Annotated in this window: 27 protein-coding genes; 26 read left to right on the top strand and 1 reads right to left on the bottom strand. The window is 52.9% G+C overall.

What is annotated here, in order from left to right:
• Nucleotides 1-37 precede the first annotated feature (37 nt).
• The 18 genes from AC0LWN_RS30060 to AC0LWN_RS29975 all read left to right on the top strand — a co-directional run bounded on the left by AC0LWN_RS30060 (nucleotide 38) and on the right by AC0LWN_RS29975 (nucleotide 13,411).
• The gene (locus AC0LWN_RS30060) at nucleotides 38-751 is read left to right on the top strand and encodes a response regulator transcription factor (RefSeq protein ID WP_474671877.1); all 714 of its coding nucleotides are present in this window, start codon (nucleotides 38-40) and stop codon (nucleotides 749-751) included.
• A complete protein-coding gene (locus tag AC0LWN_RS30055; RefSeq protein ID WP_474671875.1) occupies nucleotides 748-1,845 on the top strand; it encodes a sensor histidine kinase in 1,098 nt (365 codons plus the stop codon). The genes AC0LWN_RS30060 and AC0LWN_RS30055 overlap by 4 nt, the downstream gene beginning before the upstream one ends.
• Complete coding sequence (locus tag AC0LWN_RS30050) at nucleotides 1,811-2,002, top strand: hypothetical protein (protein ID WP_474671944.1); 192 nt, start codon at nucleotides 1,811-1,813, stop codon at nucleotides 2,000-2,002. Before AC0LWN_RS30055 ends, AC0LWN_RS30050 begins: the two co-directional genes overlap by 35 nt.
• Nucleotides 2,003-2,038: 36 nt before the next feature.
• Nucleotides 2,039-2,950: an ABC transporter ATP-binding protein gene (locus AC0LWN_RS30045; protein ID WP_474671873.1), complete on the top strand. Its 912-nt coding sequence runs from the start codon at nucleotides 2,039-2,041 to the stop codon at nucleotides 2,948-2,950.
• The gene (locus AC0LWN_RS30040) at nucleotides 2,947-3,654 is read left to right on the top strand and encodes an ABC transporter permease (RefSeq protein WP_474671871.1); all 708 of its coding nucleotides are present in this window, start codon (nucleotides 2,947-2,949) and stop codon (nucleotides 3,652-3,654) included. The genes AC0LWN_RS30045 and AC0LWN_RS30040 overlap by 4 nt, the downstream gene beginning before the upstream one ends.
• Nucleotides 3,655-3,671: 17 nt before the next feature.
• Nucleotides 3,672-4,412, top strand: a complete 741-nt coding sequence (locus AC0LWN_RS30035; protein ID WP_474671869.1) for an ABC transporter permease — start codon at nucleotides 3,672-3,674, stop codon at nucleotides 4,410-4,412.
• A gap of 524 nt (nucleotides 4,413-4,936) precedes the next feature.
• Nucleotides 4,937-5,524 (top strand): RNA polymerase sigma factor, encoded by a 588-nt coding sequence (locus AC0LWN_RS30030; protein WP_458964292.1) that lies wholly within the window; start codon nucleotides 4,937-4,939, stop codon nucleotides 5,522-5,524.
• 5 nt (nucleotides 5,525-5,529) lie between these two features.
• Entirely contained in the window at nucleotides 5,530-6,123 is a 594-nt protein-coding gene (locus AC0LWN_RS30025; RefSeq protein ID WP_474671867.1) for an anti-sigma factor family protein, read from the top strand.
• A gap of 160 nt (nucleotides 6,124-6,283) precedes the next feature.
• Complete coding sequence (locus AC0LWN_RS30020) at nucleotides 6,284-6,871, top strand: histidine phosphatase family protein (protein ID WP_474671865.1); 588 nt, start codon at nucleotides 6,284-6,286, stop codon at nucleotides 6,869-6,871.
• Between the two features lie 91 nt (nucleotides 6,872-6,962).
• Complete coding sequence (locus tag AC0LWN_RS30015) at nucleotides 6,963-8,048, top strand: hypothetical protein (protein WP_474671863.1); 1,086 nt, start codon at nucleotides 6,963-6,965, stop codon at nucleotides 8,046-8,048.
• An 11-nt stretch (nucleotides 8,049-8,059) separates the two neighbouring features.
• The gene (locus AC0LWN_RS30010; protein ID WP_474671861.1) at nucleotides 8,060-8,566 is read left to right on the top strand and encodes a gamma carbonic anhydrase family protein; all 507 of its coding nucleotides are present in this window, start codon (nucleotides 8,060-8,062) and stop codon (nucleotides 8,564-8,566) included.
• Between the two features lie 18 nt (nucleotides 8,567-8,584).
• Nucleotides 8,585-8,764, top strand: coding sequence for an IDEAL domain-containing protein (locus tag AC0LWN_RS30005; RefSeq protein WP_019910001.1), 180 nt, complete (start codon nucleotides 8,585-8,587; stop codon nucleotides 8,762-8,764).
• 183 nt (nucleotides 8,765-8,947) lie between these two features.
• On the top strand, nucleotides 8,948-9,373 hold the full coding sequence (locus tag AC0LWN_RS30000) for a DUF2487 family protein (protein WP_474671859.1): 426 nt from the start codon (nucleotides 8,948-8,950) through the stop codon (nucleotides 9,371-9,373).
• 219 nt (nucleotides 9,374-9,592) lie between these two features.
• Nucleotides 9,593-10,147: a Rieske (2Fe-2S) protein gene (locus AC0LWN_RS29995; RefSeq protein ID WP_474671857.1), complete on the top strand. Its 555-nt coding sequence runs from the start codon at nucleotides 9,593-9,595 to the stop codon at nucleotides 10,145-10,147.
• 5 nt (nucleotides 10,148-10,152) lie between these two features.
• Nucleotides 10,153-10,824, top strand: coding sequence for a menaquinol-cytochrome c reductase cytochrome b subunit (gene qcrB, locus AC0LWN_RS29990; protein WP_474671855.1), 672 nt, complete (start codon nucleotides 10,153-10,155; stop codon nucleotides 10,822-10,824).
• A gap of 29 nt (nucleotides 10,825-10,853) precedes the next feature.
• On the top strand, nucleotides 10,854-11,726 hold the full coding sequence (locus AC0LWN_RS29985; protein WP_474671853.1) for a c-type cytochrome: 873 nt from the start codon (nucleotides 10,854-10,856) through the stop codon (nucleotides 11,724-11,726).
• 93 nt (nucleotides 11,727-11,819) lie between these two features.
• Complete coding sequence (locus AC0LWN_RS29980; RefSeq protein ID WP_474671851.1) at nucleotides 11,820-12,455, top strand: DUF1405 domain-containing protein; 636 nt, start codon at nucleotides 11,820-11,822, stop codon at nucleotides 12,453-12,455.
• Nucleotides 12,456-12,511: 56 nt separating this feature from the next.
• A complete protein-coding gene (locus AC0LWN_RS29975) occupies nucleotides 12,512-13,411 on the top strand; it encodes a sporulation protein YpjB (protein ID WP_474671849.1) in 900 nt (299 codons plus the stop codon).
• A 275-nt stretch (nucleotides 13,412-13,686) separates the two neighbouring features.
• Here AC0LWN_RS29975 and AC0LWN_RS29970 read toward each other — a convergent pair whose 3' ends face one another.
• Complete coding sequence (locus AC0LWN_RS29970) at nucleotides 13,687-14,559, bottom strand: YitT family protein (protein WP_474671847.1); 873 nt, start codon at nucleotides 14,557-14,559, stop codon at nucleotides 13,687-13,689.
• A 157-nt stretch (nucleotides 14,560-14,716) separates the two neighbouring features.
• On the opposite strand from AC0LWN_RS29970, the gene AC0LWN_RS29965 reads away from it, so the two are divergent.
• From AC0LWN_RS29965 to AC0LWN_RS29930, 8 genes are all read left to right on the top strand, one after another.
• The gene (locus AC0LWN_RS29965) at nucleotides 14,717-15,046 is read left to right on the top strand and encodes a nucleotide pyrophosphohydrolase (protein WP_474671845.1); all 330 of its coding nucleotides are present in this window, start codon (nucleotides 14,717-14,719) and stop codon (nucleotides 15,044-15,046) included.
• Nucleotides 15,047-15,105: 59 nt separating this feature from the next.
• Entirely contained in the window at nucleotides 15,106-15,627 is a 522-nt protein-coding gene (locus tag AC0LWN_RS29960; RefSeq protein ID WP_474671843.1) for a tetratricopeptide repeat protein, read from the top strand.
• 32 nt (nucleotides 15,628-15,659) lie between these two features.
• Nucleotides 15,660-16,463 carry a 4-hydroxy-tetrahydrodipicolinate reductase gene (gene dapB / locus AC0LWN_RS29955; protein WP_474671841.1) on the top strand — a complete coding sequence of 268 codons (804 nt, stop codon included), beginning with the start codon at nucleotides 15,660-15,662 and terminating at the stop codon, nucleotides 16,461-16,463.
• A gap of 17 nt (nucleotides 16,464-16,480) precedes the next feature.
• Nucleotides 16,481-16,903 carry a methylglyoxal synthase gene (gene mgsA / locus AC0LWN_RS29950; RefSeq protein WP_458966642.1) on the top strand — a complete coding sequence of 141 codons (423 nt, stop codon included), beginning with the start codon at nucleotides 16,481-16,483 and terminating at the stop codon, nucleotides 16,901-16,903.
• Entirely contained in the window at nucleotides 16,900-17,601 is a 702-nt protein-coding gene (gene bshB1, locus AC0LWN_RS29945) for a bacillithiol biosynthesis deacetylase BshB1 (RefSeq protein WP_458966643.1), read from the top strand. Before mgsA ends, bshB1 begins: the two co-directional genes overlap by 4 nt.
• 67 nt (nucleotides 17,602-17,668) lie before the next feature.
• Complete coding sequence (bshA, locus tag AC0LWN_RS29940) at nucleotides 17,669-18,826, top strand: N-acetyl-alpha-D-glucosaminyl L-malate synthase BshA (RefSeq protein WP_474671839.1); 1,158 nt, start codon at nucleotides 17,669-17,671, stop codon at nucleotides 18,824-18,826.
• A gap of 14 nt (nucleotides 18,827-18,840) precedes the next feature.
• On the top strand, nucleotides 18,841-20,256 hold the full coding sequence (locus AC0LWN_RS29935) for a CCA tRNA nucleotidyltransferase (protein ID WP_474671837.1): 1,416 nt from the start codon (nucleotides 18,841-18,843) through the stop codon (nucleotides 20,254-20,256).
• The gene (locus AC0LWN_RS29930; protein WP_474671835.1) at nucleotides 20,243-21,043 is read left to right on the top strand and encodes a biotin--[acetyl-CoA-carboxylase] ligase; all 801 of its coding nucleotides are present in this window, start codon (nucleotides 20,243-20,245) and stop codon (nucleotides 21,041-21,043) included. The genes AC0LWN_RS29935 and AC0LWN_RS29930 overlap by 14 nt, the downstream gene beginning before the upstream one ends.
• The last annotated feature ends 151 nt before the right edge of the window (nucleotides 21,044-21,194 follow it).

The raw sequence follows: 21,194 nt of genomic DNA, 5'->3' as shown, positions 1-21,194 counted from the left end.
GCGGTATAATAGGATGGCAAAAGGAGGAAAACAGGCGATGAACGACGAGATATTGATTATAGAAGATGAAGCCGGAATTGCCGGGATGCTGGAGCTTTTGCTGGCCCGGGAAGGCTATTCGGCGGTCCGCACCGCTTCTACCGGCGCAACGGCGCTGAGCTTGCTGGAGAGCCGGGAGCCGGATATTATTTTGCTCGATGTTATGCTCCCGGACTGCAACGGGTTCGAGCTGTGCCTGGAGCTGCGCCAAAAAACGAATGCCCCTATCCTGTTTCTGACTTCCCGCACTGCGGATTACGACAAGCTGACCGGGTTTGCAATGGGCGGTGACGATTACATAACGAAGCCTTTTAACTCCCTGGAGGTGGTGGCGCGGATTAAGGCGCAGCTTGCCAGAAGGAGGCTGTACCTGCAGGAGGCTCCATCCTCCTGTTACGCTTTTGCCGATTTTGAAATCAACAAGGATACCGGCGGGCTGATGGTGCGCGGCCAGCAGCTCCGCTGCACGGCCAAGGAGTTTGCGCTGCTGCTGTTTTTTGCCGAGCATCCGAACCGGCTGTTTACGGCGGCGCAGCTCTATGAGCAGGTCTGGGACCAGATGCAGCTTGGCGATGATAAGACGGTTGTTATTTATATTTCCAAGATCCGCAATAAAATAGAACAGGACCCGAAGCAGCCCCGCTACATCGTTAATTTCCGGGGACTGGGGTACAAATTCATTCCAAACCCCTTGCCGGCGAATCCGGTATGAAAGGGGTTCTTCGTGTTGTCCTGCGGCTGCTGCTTTTTTTGCTGGCACTGGTTCTAGGCGTGGTATCGGCCTGGCTCGTGCTGTTTATCATATTTGCTTTTGCACGGGAAATCATTCCGTGGCTGAAAGGGCTCGCAATGTGGCATTATCAAATCTGGAGCTTCCTGATCCTGAGCCTGGCTGCGGTTGTCCTTTATTTGTGGAGTTTGACGAAGCCGGTATTTTATATGCTGACCTGGCTGAAGCGGCTGGCGCAGGGTCAATATGAGGAACCTTTACGGAGCGGCTGGTGCGGCCGCCCTGTTCCCGGAAACCGCATCGCGCTGCCGTATTCGCTCTTTAAGGAAATTATCGGGCAGCTGTCCACATTGACCCGTGCGCTGCAGCGCACGGAGCACGAACGGCGTGAGCTGGACGAGAACCGCAAAAACTGGATCGCCGGCGTGCGGCATGATCTGAAAACCCCGCTGGCTTATATTCGCGGGTACGGCTCCATGCTGGCGGCTGCCGATCAATATGCGTGGTCGACCGATGAAATCATACAGTTCGGCGCACTGATGGAACAAAAAGCAATCCAGGCAGAGCAGCTTATTGAAGATATGAACGCTTCCTATCAACTGGACAGCTCCGAGGTTCCGCTCAAGCGGGAGCCTGTGGAGATGGCTGGATTTATCAGGCAGATCGTTGCCGATATTGCCGAGCATCCGTTGTCCGCGCGCCATACCTTTGCATTTGACGCTGGTTTCGAGCAGCAGATGGAGATCGACAGCCGCCTGATCCGGCGGGCGCTGCACAATTTGCTGTGGAATGCCGTGGTTCACAATCCCGCAGGCTGCCATATTGAAACGGAACTTCACCGGGAACGGGACGGGCTGACGGTCGAGATCCGCGACAACGGGACAGGAATCGGGGCGGCGGCGCTGGAGCGGCTGAATGCGGTGGAAGATAACGTGCTGTCGGCACAGGCCAGGCTAACCGGCTCCGGTCTGGGCATGGCGCTGGCCAAAGATTTTGTAACACGGCATGGCGGCAGAATGACTGTACACAGCAAGCCGCAGCATGGGACGCAAATCACTCTTTACTTTTCCTCTTGAATCCGGCTGGCGGCCGCATCAATATAGCTTTGTAATCATTGCGGCACATTTTTCAGATTTGGCAAAAAAGCAGGCCTGGCCCCCTTGTTGTGGTGCCGGCCTGTTTTTTTACTTATTTTTTACTTTTCTTTACCTGGCTGCTACTTCCGGCGGCTAATATTATCTCCATATCAAAGATATGGGGTGACAGGATATGCCAGAGCTTATAGTGGAGACAGAAGGGCTGACCCGCCGCTTCGGCGAGCAGGTATCAGTTAATGAGGTGAACCTGGAGGTTCCCGAAGGAAAAATATACGGTTTTCTCGGGCCGAACGGCGCGGGGAAAACGACGACAATCAAAATGCTTCTGGGGCTGCTCCGCGCCGATGCCGGAACGATCCGCATTTTTGGACAAGAGATGCCGGGCCGCAGTCTGGACATTCTGCGCAAGGTCGGCTCACTGGTGGAGAATCCGTCCTATTACGGGCATCTGACAGGCTACAAAAATTTAAAAATACTGAGCACAATGCTGGAGCTACCCGACCGGCGTATCGGCGAAGTGCTGGAGATTGTTCGGCTGACATCAAGCGCGAACCGGAAAGTGAGCGGATATTCGCTTGGCATGAAGCAGCGGCTAGGCATAGCAGCCGCGTTGCTGCGGAGTCCACGGCTGCTGATCCTGGATGAGCCGACCAACGGCCTCGATCCGGCAGGCATCCAGGAAATCCGCCATCTGATGCTGGAGCTGGCCCATGAGCAGGGAATGACAATTATGTTATCCAGTCATTTGCTGAGCGAGGTGGATTCGATTGCCGACGAGATCGGCATTATCAGCAGCGGCAGGCTCGTCTATCAGGGAGCCTTGGAATTGCTGGAGCGGCGCAGCCGAAAGGTGCTGCGGTTTGAATTGGAGTCGCCGGAGGAAGCGCTCCGCTCGCCCGGGCTGCAAGGATTCAACGTGGAGCGGGAAGGCAATATGCTGTCGATAGCAGCGGAGGAGGGCAATGTGCCACAGACGGAATTGTTCAAGCTGCTGGGTCCTTACGGGATTAAAAATGTGCAGGAAACCGGCAAGTCGCTGGAAGAGCTGTTTCTGGAGCTGACAGGAAAAGGAGGAAGCTTATGATTTGGCGGGCTTTGCGGGCGGAAGGAATGAAGCTCAAACCGGCGGCCCGCTTGCTGCCGGTTATCAGCTCCTTGCTGTTCATCGCATTCATGGCCCTGGAATGGTACCTCTATTTCAGGAAGGGCCCGGGAGGGGTATACAGCGCTTTTAATGTGATGTATATGTTTCTGGGGTTCGTAATGCTGCTGAATACCGCGCTGTTCACCGGTATGCTTATCGGTGTGGAGCAAGAATCCAATAGCTGGAAGCAGCTCTTGACCCTTCCCGTTGCCCGCCCTTTTCTGTACTGGGCCAAGGCGCTCTGGGTTCTGATTCTGCTGCTCTGCACCGCGCTGCTGATTATTGCCGACATGGTTCTGCTATGGATTTGCTATACCTCAGAGCCGCTGCCATTCCAATTTCTGATCAAACAGATCATGTACAGCTTCCTTGCTTCTGCAGCAGTGCTGGGGCTGCAGATGTGGCTGTCCGTCCAATTCGCCAACCTGTCTATTCCGCTCTCCATCGGCTTCCTGGGGGCAGTTTCCGGCCTCTTCATCGCCCGGGACAGCGGGGCGGTGTGGGCCCGGCTGTGGCCATGGGCCTATCCGACGCTGTCCAGCCCGTTTATGCCGGGTGCCGGGATGTGGATTGCCATCAGCGTGGGTCTGGGAGCAGTACTGCTTACCGCCGGAGCAATGCATTTCAAAAATAAACAATTCTAATTAAAAGAGGTGTAATTATGGGAAGCTTGATGAAAGCCGAACGGATGAAGCTGCAGTATCCTGTGATCGTCATCCTGTTCCTCATCGGTGCGCTAGGTACGGTGATGCTCGGAGTTAACAGTTTAAATTCAGAAAATTTTGTAGGCTTTTATGTACGCGGCTGGAAAACCCTTTATCTGCATATGGCCAGCTTTCACGGCTTGTTTTTATATCCGCTGTATACGGGGGTGCTCGCGTCCTTTCTCTGCCGTTATGAGCATATGAACGGAGGCTGGAAGCAGCTGTATTGTCTGCCTGTCCGCCGTTCCCGCCTCTACTTCGCCAAACTGGGAACCCTGATGCTGCTGCTGGGTTGGATTCAACTGCTGTTTACCGGAACATATCTGATTGCCGGAGGGCTGCTGCGATTGGGGAATGATTTGGACTTTGCCGAATTGCTGACAGGTACGGCTGGGGGCTGGCTGGCCATACTCCCGTTTGCAGCGCTGCAATTGTGGGTATCCATGCGCTTGAAGTCGTTTGTTTCCTCCTTGATTTTAACAGCCTCGATTGTTATCGCCAACATTGTGCTTACCGGACTCCACGCTTCCATCGGCGCCTGGTTTCCGTCTACGACGGCTTACTATGCCATGTATCCAAGAGGAACGGCCTTGTCTCCCCGGCTGGATGTAATTCCGTTCATTCTTATTGTGGCCGTAACCTCTGTATTGTACATCTGGGCGGGCCGCCGTTCGCTTAATCGCGGGGCTCAGTTATAGACAAAGTCCTGAAAATTCGAACCAAAAATGGACAAAAAAAAGACCGCTTACATAATAAGCGGTTACAGTCCACAATTTCTTGGAACTGTGTAGTTTTTGGATAGGAGTGGAGAGAAACCATACTGTACTTTTATTATATGTATCCGTTTACATTTTGTCAACACTTTATTCAAAAGTAAATTGGATAATTTTTGTTTGTTTTTCGACCTCAATCCGGGGCTTAGAACGCTATTCCTGACGGCTCAAGTCTACTAATGTCATCCAGTTGGAATATATGTTATACTAGCTTAGTATGTTTATAGACTTCCAGCAGGTACATACATAAATGACCCGATGATCTGTTGCGTGGAAATCAGTGGATATGCATGCCTTATTTTTCGGGTGCCTGAATATACATAGGAAGTATCTGCGTTAAAATGCTGCGAATTTGGAATAGTACCGCAACTTTTTGAGCCCTGCCCGGTATAACGAAGTATGGACCGGACGGGATTAAACGTGCAAGGGCGAGGAGGGCCGATCTCACCATGACGGATTCCCAGTTGATCCAGCTAATCAAGCAAGGAAATACAGAAATATATTCAGAATTAATGCGGCGTTACCAACGTAAAATACTGGCTTTTGTCTATCATATGCTCAAGAATTCCCATTTGGAGCTGCTTGCCGAGGATCTGTGCTCGGAGACCTTCTATAAGGCCTTCCGCAGCCTTCATTCCTTCCGGGAGGTGGACGCGTCCTTCTCGACGTGGCTGTACACAATCGCCCGGAATACGGTGCTTAGCGAGCTGCGCAAGAACCGTGCCGGCAACGTGTCTCTGGAAGAGAGCGGGTATACGCCTGTAGCCCCGTCCGAGGTGGCTCCAGAGCAGGCCGCGCTGCGTAAAGAACGGATGAATCTGGTTCGTGAGGCGATCAATAACCTGCCGGAGAAGCAGCGCTCGGCGCTTATTCTGAGGGAGTATGACCAGATGGATTACCAGGAAATTGCTGTGATTTTGGATCAGAGTGTAAGCTCCGTGAAGTCACTATTGTTCCGTGCCAGGAGCAGTGTGAAGCTCCAGCTCGAATCCTACTTTTATGAGCCTGAGGCAGAAGAGCAGGCTGAGAGGGTGTAAGGCCAATGAATTGCAGGGAAGCGCAGGATTCCTTTCCGCTTCTGTGGGACGCTCCCCCCACCGACCCGAGGCGGATTGAACTGGAAAGGCATATTGCGGGCTGTCCTTACTGCAGCGCTGAGTGGGCGCTCTGGCAGGAGAGCAGCGAGCTGATGCAAGCAACAAAGATTGAAGTCAGCGAAGAACGTGCGGAGGCAGTCAATCTTCGGGTGATGGAGCGGATTTACCTGGAAAGCCCTTGGCTGTTGCCGGGGGATGGTAAGTCTCCTGGGAATTCTACCGTTTTCCGCCGTCGGCTGAGCCTTTGGATCGCCTGCTTCTTGGCGGTTTTTATATCCAGCTTTCTTTATTTCACAATGTTCAGAACACCTGACAACACCACTTCAGCCCAGAGCGGAATTGTGGACACGGGTGTAGCCGGTATGTCTTTGGACTGGTCGTCCTCTTATCCAGCTTCAGAGGCGGGAGGCGGCATTATTGAGCCGCTCGTTGTAAGCATGGGGCCAACCCACCCGCAATATTGGATGATGCTGTCCATGCTGGGAGTAGGGCTGTCGATATTTTTACTGTTCAGACTGAACCGTTACCGCAGACATTAGGAAGCTCACTTTACTTTAGGGTAAAGCGGGCTTTTTTTGTTTTTCCTTTTTGCGCGGAGACTGAATGAATATACATGATTAATCTTCAAAATGAAGACATTTGTTTTCATTCGTGTTACATTAGTAAGCAAACATAAAAGAAAGGGCTGGGTGATAGGCGATGCTGATCGGCTTAATACGCCATGGGCTGACGGATTGGAATGTGGAGGGAAGAATACAGGGGCAAAGCGACATTCCGCTAAATGACGAAGGCCGCAGGCAGGCTGACATGCTGGGGGACCGGCTTCTGCAGGAGCCTTACCATTGGGACTATTGCATTACCAGCAGTCTTTCCCGCGCAGCAGAGACAGGCCGGATTATTGCCGGTAAGCTCGGTATTCCACTTCTTGAGCCGGATGTCCGCATCCGTGAGCGTGCCTATGGCCAGGTTGAGGGAATGACAGCAGCGCAGCGCGAAGAGAAATGGGGCAAGGATTGGAACAGGCTGCCGCTCGGACAAGAGACGGATGAACAACTGCAGGCACGTGCCTTGGATTTTATGGAAGAGATTGCGGCGCGTCACCCGGAGAAGAATATTCTCGTCATATCGCATGGCGGGTTTTTGGCACAGCTATACATTGCATTGTATAAGGATAAATTTTCAGAGCGTTTGGGCAACCTCTCACTTACCATTTTGGAGAAAAAAGATCAGGACTGGAATCCGCTGCTGTACAATTGTACTCGGCATATCCTGCAAAATCAGCATTAACCCGACCCTTCGGGTTATTTTTTTTTGAGAAATAAGGAATAAAAAGGGCTGTATTTCCCATAATGGTAGTAAAACGGCGAGGCGATAAAAGATGAATCTGGCGGATATGCTCACTTACGCGGACATTGGTCAGCTTACCGCCATAGCGGGACACTACCAGTGTGATTGCAAACGAAATTCTAAACATGATTTGATTCAAAGTATATTGATCACACTGGGAAGCCGGGATTTCATGGAATCGCATATCCGTGAATGCGCCCCCGAGGAGCTGCGGTTTCTGAACACATTGCTGTTCGATGAGCGCAGCCATTACAGTCTTGAAGATTTGCTTGCTGCTGCGAGGCTTGCTTCGTTTGATGCCGTACCCGGCAAACATGGGGGCTACCGTGAAATGATCAGCCGGTTCAAAAACGGCGGTTGGCTCTTCAGCGGAGCTTCTCAGCAAAACAGGTATTTGTTCCAAGTGCCCCAGGATCTGAAGAAGCGCTTCCGTGAAGAAATGGGCGAATATCTCAAAGAACGTATTCCCTTAAGCGCCGAGCCTGCAATATACCGGGCCGAGGGGGATATGCTGGCCGGCGATCTGCTGCTGCTGCTGCGCTATGTCAAGGAAAATGAGCCGGAGCTGAACCAGGAAGGCGCGATGTATAAAAGATATCAGCAGGGGATTATGAACGCCCTCCAGATTCCTGAACCCCTTCTTGGCAAAGGCGGCTGGAGATTCGGCTATGGCAGAGCGTGTGAGCATTATCCGCCCAGGCTGGCCCTTATGGTTGATTATGCCCGTCACCGCCGCTGGACCTCGGAAGAGGGCTTTCGCTTAAAGCTTACCGTGGCGGGTGAGAAGCAGGTGTCTGAGGGGAATGCGGAAAGGCTGATGCAGTTATATTCCTTTTGGTTAAAACTGTATAAAGGCGCTGTTCCCAATCTCTCATCACTCGTATACTGGATTAGCGTAAGCGCGGGGAAGTGGGTCACTGTTTCCTCATTGCTTGCGGGAATCGGCTGGCTGATTAAGCCGTTTTATTACGATGATGCCGCTTCGATTCTGGAACAGCGCATACTGCGGATGATGCTGCATCTTGGGATGCTGCGGTTAGGCGAGACCTCTGAGGGTCCCGCAGTCATGATCACTCCTTGGGGAGCGGAGGCAGCTATTCCGAAGCAGCTTAGGTAAGGGGGAGAAGGATGCGGATAGCTTATGGGAACTACATACCGCAGATTGACGAATCTGTATTCGAAGCCGAAGGGGCGAAGCTGGTAGGAGATGTAAGAGTGGGCCGTCACTCCAGCATTTGGTTCAATGCAGTGCTGCGGGGAGATCTTGCCCCGGTCATTATCGGGGAGCGCTGCAATATCCAAGACGGAGCCGTAGGCCATGTGGCGGAAGGTCTGCCGCTGGTGCTGGCTGATGATATTTCGGTCGGCCATTCAGCGATTATCCACGGGTGCAGGATAGGCAAAGGCACATTAATCGGAATGGGTGCGATTGTGTTGAACGGAGCAGAGATTGGTGAATATGCTTTAATAGGAGCCGGATCAATTGTAACCGAAAACAAAATCATACCGCCCTATACCCTTTCCCTTGGTTCACCGGCTAAGGTGGTCCGTGAATTGAATGAACAGGATCTGCTGAGGATGTCACGCACAAGCGCGAGTTATGTGAAAAAAGCACAGGAATATGGAATTATCTAGACAGCGGAGGTGTATCGAATGGACAAAATGAAGGCTACCTATGAAGTGATGCTAGGACTTATGGCAGAAATGGTGTGGGATGAAGCGCTTCGAAAGCGCCGTACCGACATCTTGTACCGGGAGATCGACACGGCGCTGGCTGCCGGTGATAAGGCGGCGTTCCGCAATTTGACTGAAGAACTGAAAAGTTTGGCATAAACTAAAGGGAAATGCGCCTGGCGCATTTCTTTTTTTGTGGCCGCTCTCATATGTACAAAGAATAGCTCACGTCCATCCATTGTCTGTAACGCCGCCTGTCCCTTATAATAGCTGAAGCTTAACTGATAATAATAAGGGTACGATGGGTAGACGGGAGACCGTTTCGATTAAGGGGGAGTTATTATGAAATTCAGTGATTTCACTACAGATAGCTGGACAGAAAACGGCAGATTTTATGATACTTGTCTGCTTCCGTTAACGGGTCTGAGCGGTACAGAAAGCCCTGCCGAGGTGACGGCGGCGCTGGAGCGGCTGCGGGATTTTCTTGAGCTGATTGAAAAACCATTCCAGGGCCGCATCGTAACCTATCCGGCAGTGCAGTACATAGAAGCTAATTCGGCCGAGGTAGTCAACGAGATTTGCCAAAAAGTCAAATCCAAAACCTTCCAGTATGTGATTGTGCTGACGGCGGATGTTTCCTTATCGGGAATGGGGATTGATGAAAGCGATTTACTCCTTTCCCTGACTGATATTCAGGCCTCTCAAGCTCCTTCAATAAGCAGCTATGTCAGTGAGAAAATACAAGCGATGTGGCAGCGGGGAAGATGAGTTAAATGTGACGGAAAATCAACAATTTATTGAAAAAGGCAAAAATACGCCTGTCACAATTTAGACAATATTCTTGACGGGGTATGGAGCCTGGGCTATGATTAGGTTGAACTTATGTCGTGTGACTATTGTCATTGAAAACAGTTGATTTACAGAATATGTATTACTATCTAATCTGCAGGTGCCTTCTCCATTATTGAAAAGGGGGTTACACACCGTATGAGCAGCCATAATGAGGAGCATGAGCCGATTCCGCAAGGACCTCCCAGCCGAAAAGAAATGTCACGCAGACAGTTCTTGACGTATACGCTTGGTGGTGCAACCGCTTTCATGGGAGCGGGAGCCCTTCTGCCCATGATCCGTTTTGCCGTAGATCCGGTATTACATAAGAAAGGTGCGGGAGAATTCATTAAGGTTGCCGAGACGGCCAAAATCACCGATGTTCCGCAGGAATTTACCTTTGAGCTGGCGCAGCAGGACGGCTGGTATGCCAGTACAGCTACCCTGACCGCGTGGATACGTAAGGATGAGAACGGAGAAATTTATGCACTCTCGCCGGTCTGCAAGCATTTGGGCTGTACGGTGGGCTGGAACAATGATAAGGCGTACCCGGATGAATATCACTGCCCCTGCCATGGAGCGAGGTACACCAAGCTGGGTAAAAATCTCGCTGTAGCCCCCAAACCCCTTGACCAGTACAAGATCAAGATTGACGGAGAATGGGTCTACCTGGGCGAGATCGTCCCCAATTCCGAGGTTAATAAGGAGGCGTAGATCTGATGTTTAAAAATATCTACAACTGGGTTGATGAACGTCTGGATATTACGCCGATCTGGAGAGATGTGGCAGACCACGAGGTTCCCGAGCATGTCAATCCGGCCCATCACTTCTCGGCATTTGTGTACTGCTTTGGCGGGCTAACTTTTTTCATTACGGTCATTCAGATCCTGTCGGGCATGTTCCTGACCATGTATTATGTGCCTGATATTATAAATGCGTATGCCAGTGTGGAATATTTGCAGACTAAGGTTGCCTTTGGGCAGATTGTGCGCGGGATGCACCACTGGGGGGCCAGCCTGGTGATAGTGATGATGTTTCTGCACACGATGCGCGTATTCTTCACCGGCTCCTACAAGGCACCGCGCGAGATGAACTGGGTGGTCGGGATGCTGATTTTTTTCGTGATGCTGGGCCTGGGGCTTACCGGCTACTTGCTTCCCTGGGACAACAAGGCCTATTTTGCCACCAAGGTTACGCTTGAGATTGCCAATTCCGTACCGGTCATGGGGCCGGTGCTGAAGGAGCTGATGCAGGGCGGCAACATCGTCGGTGCGGAAACGCTGACCCGCTTTTTTGCACTCCATGTATTCTTCCTCCCGGCGGTCCTGCTTATTCTGCTCGTCGGACACTTTATCATGATCCGCAGACAGGGTATCTCGGGTCCGTTGTAGGCTTGGTCCACAGCAAAGGAGGAAATGCAATGGCTCACGGCGATAAATCCAAAGAAAAGGTTGTATATGTGGGAGATTCCCGGGTCCGCAGGGGCAATGGTTTCATCACGCCTCCGGACTATACAGCATATCCCGGCAAATCGGAAGCTTTTATTCCCAACTTTCTGCTCAAGGAGTGGATGGTCGGTGTCGTGGTACTGGTGGGCATACTGGTGCTGACGATTTCTGAGCCGGCTCCGCTCGGGTTTCCCGCGAATGCCAGTGCTACCGTTATTCCGATTCCGGACTGGTATTTCTTGTTTCTCTATCAATACTTGAAGCTGCCCTATGCATCAGGCGACTATATTGTACTGGGAACGCTGGGCGTTACCGGGGTGGCCTTCGGTTCGCTGCTGCTGGCTCCGTTCCTTGATACAGGGCGTGAGCGCCGCTTCTACCGCCGTCCGATTGCTTCCTCGCTGATGTTCCTCTCCCTGGCCGCGATTATCTATTTGACCAACACCGCCTGGACGGAATACAAGCACGAAATGGCTGAAACGGGACAGATTCCTGAAGATGTGCAGCGTGAGGAGAAGGCGGCCGAGAACAAAGCCAAGGGCTTGCCTACCACAAGTGCGGTGAAGGCCAAGGAGGTTGCCATCGTGGACAAGGATGATCCGGCAATGGCGCTGTTCAAGCAGGCCACCTGTGTGACCTGTCACGCAGTGGATCTGAAAGGTGCCGGAGGGCCATCGCTTCGGGGAGTAGGAGATAGACTGGATAAGGAAGCAATTCTCACGATTGTCAAAAACGGCCGGGGCCAGATGCCGCCGATGGCAGAGACCGCGATGTCGGCAGGTCTGAGTGAGCAGGATATCGACAGCCTGGCGGGCTGGCTTGCCAAACAAAAAAGCGAACAGTAAAATAATGATGACGCACTAGCCTGATCGTATTTGCGGTCGGGTTTTTGTATGCATTCATACTATGCTGCCACATTCGGGAGGTAAAGATTGTATATGCCGTTTCAATGGTTCGACAAGCTGTTCAAGCACCGGGGAGTCATGTGGCTGCTCTTTATTGTGAATTTTCTCGGTACGATTTACGGGTACATATGGTATGCCAATCAATTGGAATTTACGGCAAAAAATTATCCAGCCTGGCTGCTCCCCTTTGTCCCGGACAGCCCGACGGCAAGCCTGTTCTTTACGCTTGCTCTGCTGCTGCTGCTCTATCCGCCTAAAGGGCTAAAAGGAACGCTCATCCGTGAGCTGATTGAAGCGCTGGCGGTTGTCACGTCGGTGAAATATGGGATTTGGGCGGTCGGCATTATTTTTGCCGGGGGCTATCAGGGAAATGTATTAGGCTGGAAGGACTGGATGCTGGTAATTTCGCATACCGGAATGGCGGTTGAAGCGCTGATCTACGCCCGCTTCTTCTCCTTCCGCAGAATGCTGCCCCTGGCGCTGCTCTGGGCCTTTGCCAATGATATGGTGGATTATTCTGAAGGAGTGTATCCTTGGCTCCCCTCCGTTCTGGAGGATGATGTGACAAGTGTGCAATATGCCACTATTGGGCTTACCTTCTTCAGCGCCGCCCTAGCCTGGCTGTTTGGGGGAAGGTCTTCCCTGGACAAGTCCCGGAGCCGGCACTGACAGGCTGTTCTAACTCTTGTCCTCCTGCCATACATTTAGGGTAGGGGGGATGTCTCATGCCACGCAGAAGGTATGTTGTACTGACAGGTTGGGTGCTGTGCTGGCTGCTGGCCGGCATGAGTGCAGGAAGTGTTCATGCGGAAGCTGAGGCAGCCGCACAGGATTCCGGCAACGGGGTGTCTCTGCATGCAGGAAGTACTGCGGGCAGTGTTGCACCGCCGCTTACCGCCAAGAATGCTGCGCAGAAGCTGGAAGAGTCGGCTGAAGCCTTGTATGGATATGTGGAGGAAGGCGATGTGGTCAAGGCTAGGGAGGAGAGCGGGAAGATTTCACAGATCTTTATCTCCTCATCCTTTGAAGGGCTGACCTCTGTAGAAGGGGTGAACGCATTGTCCTCGGTCATTATAGATCTGAAAGGAACGCTGGCCGCAGCGCAGATCTCCCCGCAAAAATGGGAAGCCGCTGCCGCGAGACTCCGGCTTGCCGTCAACAGTCTGAACCATCCGCGCCAGCCGATGTGGCTGCAATATTACAAGCTGATCCGGGAGGATCTGAACGATATGGAGCAAAGTGCTGCGGCGAACGACCTCAAGGGCTGGCAGACAGCCCTTGAACGGTTGCAGGGCAGATATGACAATATCCGGCCCGCTGTGATCATTTCCCGCACACCGGAGAGTGTGAACGCCTTTGATTCCTGGCTGTCCTATGCAGCAGGTATTCCTTCCTCATCGCAGCCTGTACAGCGTGCCAGACTGCTGGAGATTATCTCCTACGGCCAGGACGCGGCCCGGGTGCTGTTCGGCAAAGAGCGGAACGAACCGGCATTGACACTACCGCTTGCCCCGCAGGGGTATAGTGTTTGGGGCCTGCTGGCTGGAGGATTCATCATAGCCTCGCTGATCTACGTTGCCTACCGGAAATACCGGGGGGAGAATGAGGAATGGAAGCCGGTATGAAGCCGGGAATAACGGCAGAAGTGCCGTTAATTCGGCCGCAGCCTGCCTGGAGCTGTGAATAACGGCAGAAATGCCGTTAATTCAGCCATAGCTGGGCCTGGGGTCGAAAATAACGGTAAAAATGCTGTTAATTTAGCCGCAGCCTGGCCTAAAGCCGGGAATAACGGCAGAAGTGCCGTTAATTCAGCCTCGCAAATAAAGAAGACTGTCTCACCTGTGGATATTCTGCAAGTGAGGCAGTCTTTTTGTGTAGCAGGTTAGGTAGTCAGTGATGATCAGGTCTCCCGGAATCCTTCTCCATGCACATCGTGAACATCGCTGATAATGACGAACGCCGTAGGATCGACCGATTTGACAAGCTGGCTGAGCCGGCGGATCTCCTGTCTGGAAACCACGCAATATACCATATGCTTCGCCTGTTTGGAATACGCGCCGATGGCGGGAATCAGGGTTACTCCGCGGTCCATCTCCGCTGTAATGAGATCGGCGATTTTTGGAGCATGATCACTGATGATCGTGAAGGCTTTGGCAGCATACGCACCTTCCTGAATGAAATCAATGACTCGTGAAGAGATAAAGACCGCAACGAGTGTGTACAGTATTTTTTCACGGGGAATATACAGCAGGGAAGTGCCGATAATGATAACGTCGACCGCAAGTATAATCTGTCCCATGCTCCACCCGAATTTGCGGCTAAGAATTCTTGCTACGATATCTACGCCGCCTGTAGTGCCCCCGAAGCGGAAGACAATACCCAGACCCAGGCCCAGCGTAACACCTGCATATAATGAAGCAAGGATAAAGTCACGTTCTGTGCCGAACGTAACAATCCACCCGGCGTTGATCATTCTTTCGAACAGCCAGAGGAAAAAGGACAACGCGCCGATTCCTACACCGGTGTATGCAATTTGCCGCGCACCCAGCACCTTCCAGCCCAGCAGGAACAGCGGCAGGTTGAGCAGCAGTGTGGTTAAGAAGATCGGTATGCGAAAGGCATAGTTAAGCAGGATCGTAATCCCGGTTACGCCGCCCTCCATAAGCTGGTTGGGTACAATAAAGTACAGCAGCCCGAAAGCGTATACTGCAGCTCCCAGCAGAATGGGTGCTACCGTTTTACCTATAGAGACAATTTTGGATGATGAATTCATGTAATCCCTCGCATAGCCCTGAAAATGGGGCAGAATGTAATAATTCAAGTATATCTTTGTTATGTATATTTAAAAAAGATTTGTCTTCAAAACGTCTTTACGATAACATAGGGGCAAACAGAAGGCAAGAACATACAGGGGGCGAAGAAAGAAATTTATGGATAAAAGTCTTGCTGATTTGCAGCGTGAGGTCGATGCCTATATCTCACAGTTCAAAGAAGGTTACTTCAGCCCGCTGTCCATGCTGGCCCGGATGTCAGAGGAGGTAGGCGAGCTTGCCCGGGAAGTCAATCATCAATTTGGCGAGAAGCCGAAAAAAGCGGATGAAGCGGATAACTCCATTGAGCTGGAGCTGGGGGATATCCTGTTCATCACGATTTGTTTTGCCAATTCGCTGGGGATTGATCTGACCGAAGCGCACAATAAGGTGATGCATAAGTTCAACACGCGTGATGCCGGGCGCTGGACACTGAAAAACACCGAATAGGCTTCTACAACATATGCTGTACCAAACGACCGGGATTTAGCCGTGAGGATGGTGAGTATATGAATCATAACGATTACGTCAAAGCGGCATACCGCTCTATTTTACAAAGCGATTTCGAAGGGGCGATCACATTGTTCGAAGCTGCGATTGCGGCCAAGCCGGACGATGCCGAGGTGAGATACCGCTGCTCTATAACGTATGCCCGCAGCGGCATGCTGGAGAGAGCCCTGGAGCATGCGGGGGCTGCGCTGAAGCTCGATGGAGGAAAGCCGGAGTATCGGCTGCATCTTCATCACTTGCAAGCGCTGCAGCTTGTGAGAGAGGCTAAACGTCATCTGGAGGATGAAATTACGGGAGCAAGCAACCCCTATCATCCGGTTACGCTGCTTAAAGAAGCGATAGCACTCGATCCTTTGTACGGGGACGCTTATGTATGGCTTGCAATTGCCCACAGCAGGATGAATGAGCATGTGCAGGCGATTGCCGCATTAAAAGAAGTTATAGCTCTGCACCCGGATGATTCCGGACTGCAGCAGCTCATGAAGGACCTTCAGAAATCGTTGCAGAAATATATCCAATAATTTTGAACCAGTGAAAGCGAGGAGGAATAAGGGTGAGCGACAAGATCAGAGTTATTGTGTCCGGTGCAGGAGGCAGGATGGGCAAAGAGGTTGTTAAGCTGGTGCTGCAGGATGATGCGCTGGAGCTGGCGGCAGCGATTGACCGTTCAAATAGCGGCAGTGATGCCGGCCGTTTGGTGGGGCTTGAGGAGAGCGGAGTCGAAGTTACCGCAGATTTGGAAGCTGCCCTGGCAGAAAGCGGTGGAGAGGTGCTTGTTGATTTTACAACTCCGCAGTCGGCCTATACCAATACTGCACTGGCGATAAAATATGGTGTGCGCCCGGTTATCGGCACTACCGGATTCACTCCCGAGCAGATCGCCGAGCTGGACAAGCAATGCCAGGAAAAGGGGATTGGAGGACTTATTGCCCCCAACTTCTCTATTGGTGCTATTCTGATGATGAAATTCGCAGCGCAGGCGGCGAAATACTTCCCTCATCTGGAAATTATAGAGTATCATGGAGACCAGAAGCTGGATGCCCCATCGGGGACTGCGATCAAAACAGCCGAGATGATTTCCGAAGCCCGGCAGGAGCTGCGTCAGGGCAATCCTAAGGAAGAAGAGGTGATTGAGGGTGCGCGTGGGGCCTACTATAACGGGTTCCGTATTCACAGCGTCCGTCTTCCCGGAGTTTTTGCGCAAGAGGAAGTGGTTTTCGGCGGTTATGGGCAGTCGCTCAAAATACGCCATGATTCTTATGAACGGGCAGGTTACATGCCTGGGGTCAAACTAGGTGTCCAGAAGGTAATGGGCTACACCGGATTGATCTATGGCTTCGAGCATTTTATAGAATAGACGGGAGAGAGTACATCATGTTAAAGATCGCATTTATCGCGCATGACCGTAAAAAAGATGAAATGGTTAATTTCGTAACGGCATATGAGCATGTATTTGTCGGGCATGAATTATATTCTACCGGAACTACCGGTCAGCGTATTATGGAAGCAACCAAGCTGTCCATTCACCGCTATATGTCGGGTCCGCTGGGCGGGGACCAGCAGATCGGCTCTTTGGTGGCGACAGACGAGCTGGATTTGATTATTTTCCTGCGCGATCCGCTGATGGCGCAGCCGCATGAGCCGGATATTACAGCACTCCTTCGCCTATGCGATGTATACGGTATTCCCGTAGCGACGAATATCGCCACTGCGGAAATTCTGGTTAAAGCGATTGACCGGGGCGATTTCGCCTGGCGTGAGCTGGTACATAAGTACAAGCCGGGTGTGGATGAATGAAGCTGGACATCCTGGTATTCGGAGCACATGCCGACGATGCTGAAATCGGCATGGCGGGAACCATCGCCAAGCATACCGCCGCAGGATTGAAGGTAGGCTTATGTGATTTGACCGCTGCGGAGATGTCATCGAACGGAACGGTAGAGCGCCGCAAAATCGAAGCGCAGCAGGCGGCTGAGCTGCTGGGTGCTTCCATACGCACTAACCTGGGGCTTCCCGACCGTGGCCTGTACATGACAGAAGAGCATCTGGCTGCGGTGACTTTGGAAATCCGCCGGTTTGCTCCGGATATTGTTTTTGCTCCTTATTGGGAAGACCGGCACCCGGATCATATCGCCTGCAGCAAGCTGGTGGAAGAGGCGGTCTTTAATGCCAAGCTGCGCAAGTATATGCCGGACAAGCCTGCTGTGCCTGCGCCGCAGCTGTATTTCTATTTCATTAATGATCTGGGGCGTACCGATCTTATTGTGGATGTAACCGAGCAATACGGCCTCAAGGAGCAGGCGCTGTCCTGTTACCGTTCCCAATTTGAGAAAGCTCCGGGGGAGGATGTAGTCTCCACTCCGTTAAATGAAGGCTACATTGAGCGCGTCCGCTCAAGGGATATGCTGCTGGGACAGCGGAGACTTATTCCTTATGCCGAGGGGTTCGCCAGTAAGATTCCGTATCCGGTGGATTTGTTTGTAAAATCGGAATGAACGGCTATAATAAATTCATATTATTACATGAAGTAATAATCATATGTCATACGAAGGGGACGGAACGATGGACCGGTTAAAAATTGGCATCACCTGTTATCCGTCTCTTGGCGGATCGGGTGTTGTGGCGACTGAACTGGGCAAGCTTCTGGCTGAGAAGGGCCACGAGGTTCATTTTATTACACACAGTATCCCATTCCGGCTCGGAACGTTTCAGAAGAATATATTTTATCATGAGGTCGAGGTTAACGATTATTATGTCTTCCGTTACCCTCCTTATGATCTGGCGCTGGCCACCAAGATGGCTCAAGTCGCTAAAATGGAAGGCCTCGACCTGCTTCATGTTCATTATGCGGTTCCGCATGCGGTCTGCGCCTTTCTTGCCAAGCAGATGCTTGGAAATGATATAAAGGTGGTTACGACACTGCATGGAACCGATATTACGGTGCTGGGCCAGGATGAATCGCTCAAGGATCTGATCCGGCTTGGCATTAATGAGAGCGATGCAGTTACGGCAGTCTCGCGGGATCTGATCAAGGAGACTCGCCAAGTGCTCGATATTACCCGTGACATCGACCTGACCTATAATTTTGTCGACAAGCGTGTGTACTATCCGCGTGATGTGACGGAGCTGCGGGGGGATTTTGCTTCCCCGGATGAGAAAATTCTGATGCATATCAGCAACTTCCGGCCGGTCAAACGGGTAGCGGATGTGGTGGATACTTTTGCGCTGGTGAACCAGGAGCTGCCGTCAAGGCTGCTGCTCGTCGGTGAAGGGCCGGATCTGCCCAAGATTCAGGCCAAGATTTGTGAGATGGGTATTGAGGACAAGGTCCGTTTTCTCGGCAAGCAGGATGAAATCGCACAGGTGATCTCTCTGGCTGACCTGCTGCTGCTTCCTTCGGAGAAGGAGAGCTTTGGCCTCGTGGCGCTGGAAGCGATGGCGTGCGGTGTGCCGACAATCGGCTCGCAGGCCGGGGGCATTCCGGAGCTGGTTCAGCATGGCAAGACCGGGTTTCTGGCTCCGATAGGTGATACGGCTGCAATGGCGAAGTACGCTATTAAGCTGTTGTCCGATGACCAAATGGTGGAGCAGTTCAGAGCTGCATGCCTGGAGCGGTCCTGCAATGATTTCAGCAGAGATATGATTACGAATCAATATGAGGATATATATTACCGTGTGCTTGGGCGCAAGGTGCGCGGACTGGATATGATCCAGAAGTAAGGAGTGCTCGCTTGATGGATTGGACAATGGCGCCTGCCGGGATGGCTGAAGCGGCGGGGAAAGTGCTCGCAGGCCTTCTTGAACACGGACATGAAGCCTTCTTTGTCGGCGGCTGCATCCGGGATGAGCTGCTGGGCCGGCCGGTGCATGATATGGATCTGACGACCTCGGCGCTTCCTGAAGAGGTATTGTCTATCTTCCCGCGTTGTGTACCGACGGGTCTTGCACATGGCACAATTACAGTGCTACAGGATAGCTGGAGCTTTGAAGTGACGACGTACCGGACGGAGAGCGGTTATGCAGACCACCGCCGTCCGGAGCATGTTGATTTTGTGAAGGATGTAAAAGAGGATCTGCGCCGCCGCGATTTCACGATCAATGCGATGTGCTCTGCGCTGGATGGGGTTCTGGTTGATCCGTTCGGCGGGGAGAAGGATCTAAGTCAGAAGCTGATCCGCTGTGTGGGCGATGCGGAGGAGCGCTTTAACGAAGATGCGCTGCGGATGCTGCGCTGTGTCCGCTTCGCTTCTGTACTGGACTTCGCCATCGCCAAGAATACTTGGCGGGGACTTATGCGCCAGCGGGACAAGCTGGCGCATATTGCTGTAGAACGCGTTCGCGCAGAGCTCGAACGCATCGTCCTCGGCCCGCATCCGCTGCGTGGCCTCGGATTGCTTGCGCGCAGCGGACTGCTGCCGCGCGGTAAAGCGCCGTTCCCCTGGACCGGCAGCGACATGGCGGCAGCAGCCGCCCTGACGGCCGGGATCGGGGAACTGCAGGACGCCCACCTGCGGTGGGCGTTCCTGCTCCATGCCCTGAAGCGGTCGGCCACAGAGGCCGACGAGCTGCTGCGGGCATGGACGTTCCCTGGGGCGACGCGCAGCGCCGTCGCCGGGGTGCTGCGCGTCCGCGAAGCGTGGGACGCGGCGCTTGTAGAGGTGCCGCCGGGGGAAGGCGGCACTGAGGCGCTGCGGCGGCGCTGGATCGCCGCCGTGCTTGCCTGTGGCACGTCAGCCGCCGAAGGGTGGCTGACGGTGCTTGCGGCGCTGCCGCAGGCCGCCGCAGCGGGCGTTGCGCCGGAGCGCGGCGCTACTGCCGCGCAGCGGCCAAACGCGGCGGCGGTAGGAGCCGCGTCCACTGCTGCAGGCGATGCGGAGCCGCCTGCGGCCCTTGCGCCGGAGCGCGGCGCATCTGCCGCGCCGCCAATCGCCATCCTGCGGTCCTGGACCGCAGGGATGCCGCTCCACAGCCTGGCGGAGATGTCGGTGACGGGTGGCGAGCTGGCCAAGGTCCTGGGGCAACGCCCAGGGCCTTGGCTCGGCGGGCTGCTGCAGCGGCTGCTGCATGCCGTGGCTGCAGGAGATATCCCTAACGACAATCAATTATTGCTTCTGGAAGCAAAAAGGATGATTCTAAATGAAGAGCAATGAGATGCGGCCGCAGGGAGTGCTGAGCCGGGATACTTTTACTTCCGGCTGGCTGGAGAGCGTACATTTGCTGGAGACGGTAGTGTCCACGCAGGAGGAAGCCAAAAAGCTTGCCGAAAACGGCGCGCCTGAGGGCACCGCTGTACTGGCTGAAGAACAAATCGGAGGCCGGGGGCGGATGGGCCGGAAATGGCATTCGCCGCGCGGCAAGGGGATCTGGATGAGCGTGGTGCTGCGTCCCAAGCTTCCGCTGTCCCTGACTCCGCAGCTTACGCTGCTGGCAGGAGTGGCTGTCTGCACGGCCATTCGTGAAGTAACAGGTGTGCAGGCAGGGATCAAGTGGCCCAATGATCTGCTGGCCGGAGGACGCAAAATTTGCGGCATCCTGCTGGAATCCTCGCTTCGGGAAGGCGGACTTCATTATTGCATCGCCGGAATCGGAATTGCGGTGAACTTAACGGAAGCGGATTATCCCGAAGATTTGCAGGGAATTGGCACTTCGCTGCTGATTGAAGGCGGCGGAATTCCTGTTGACCGTTCTGAGCTTACGGCTGCGGTGCTGACCGAGCTGGAGTTTTTGTACAATCTTTACATAGAGCAAGGGTTTAAGCCGATCCGGAAGCTCTGGGAGTCGATGTCGGTCACGCTTGGCCGCAAGGTTAGCTTCAATACCCCTGAGGGGCGTAGCGAGGCCATGGCAGTGGGAATGGATGACAATGGCGGATTGCTGCTAGAGGACGGCACAGGAAGCATTAACAGTGTGCTGTCAGGTGAAATCGAAATGATCTAGTGTGGAATTACTCAGACTGTTGAGAAACCCAATATTTCAATACGACACCGCATTCATTTGATTTGGTATAATATAGGTAATTTTGTAGGAAAGTGCGGTGTCTCATGTTAAACGAAAAGGATCAAGGGAATAGCGGGAAATATCAAATGGA

The sequence above is a fragment of the Paenibacillus sp. sgz302115 genome (assembly GCF_056120445.1).
Note: the sequence above shows the minus strand (reverse complement) of the source record. Positions and strands in the feature narration are given on the sequence as shown.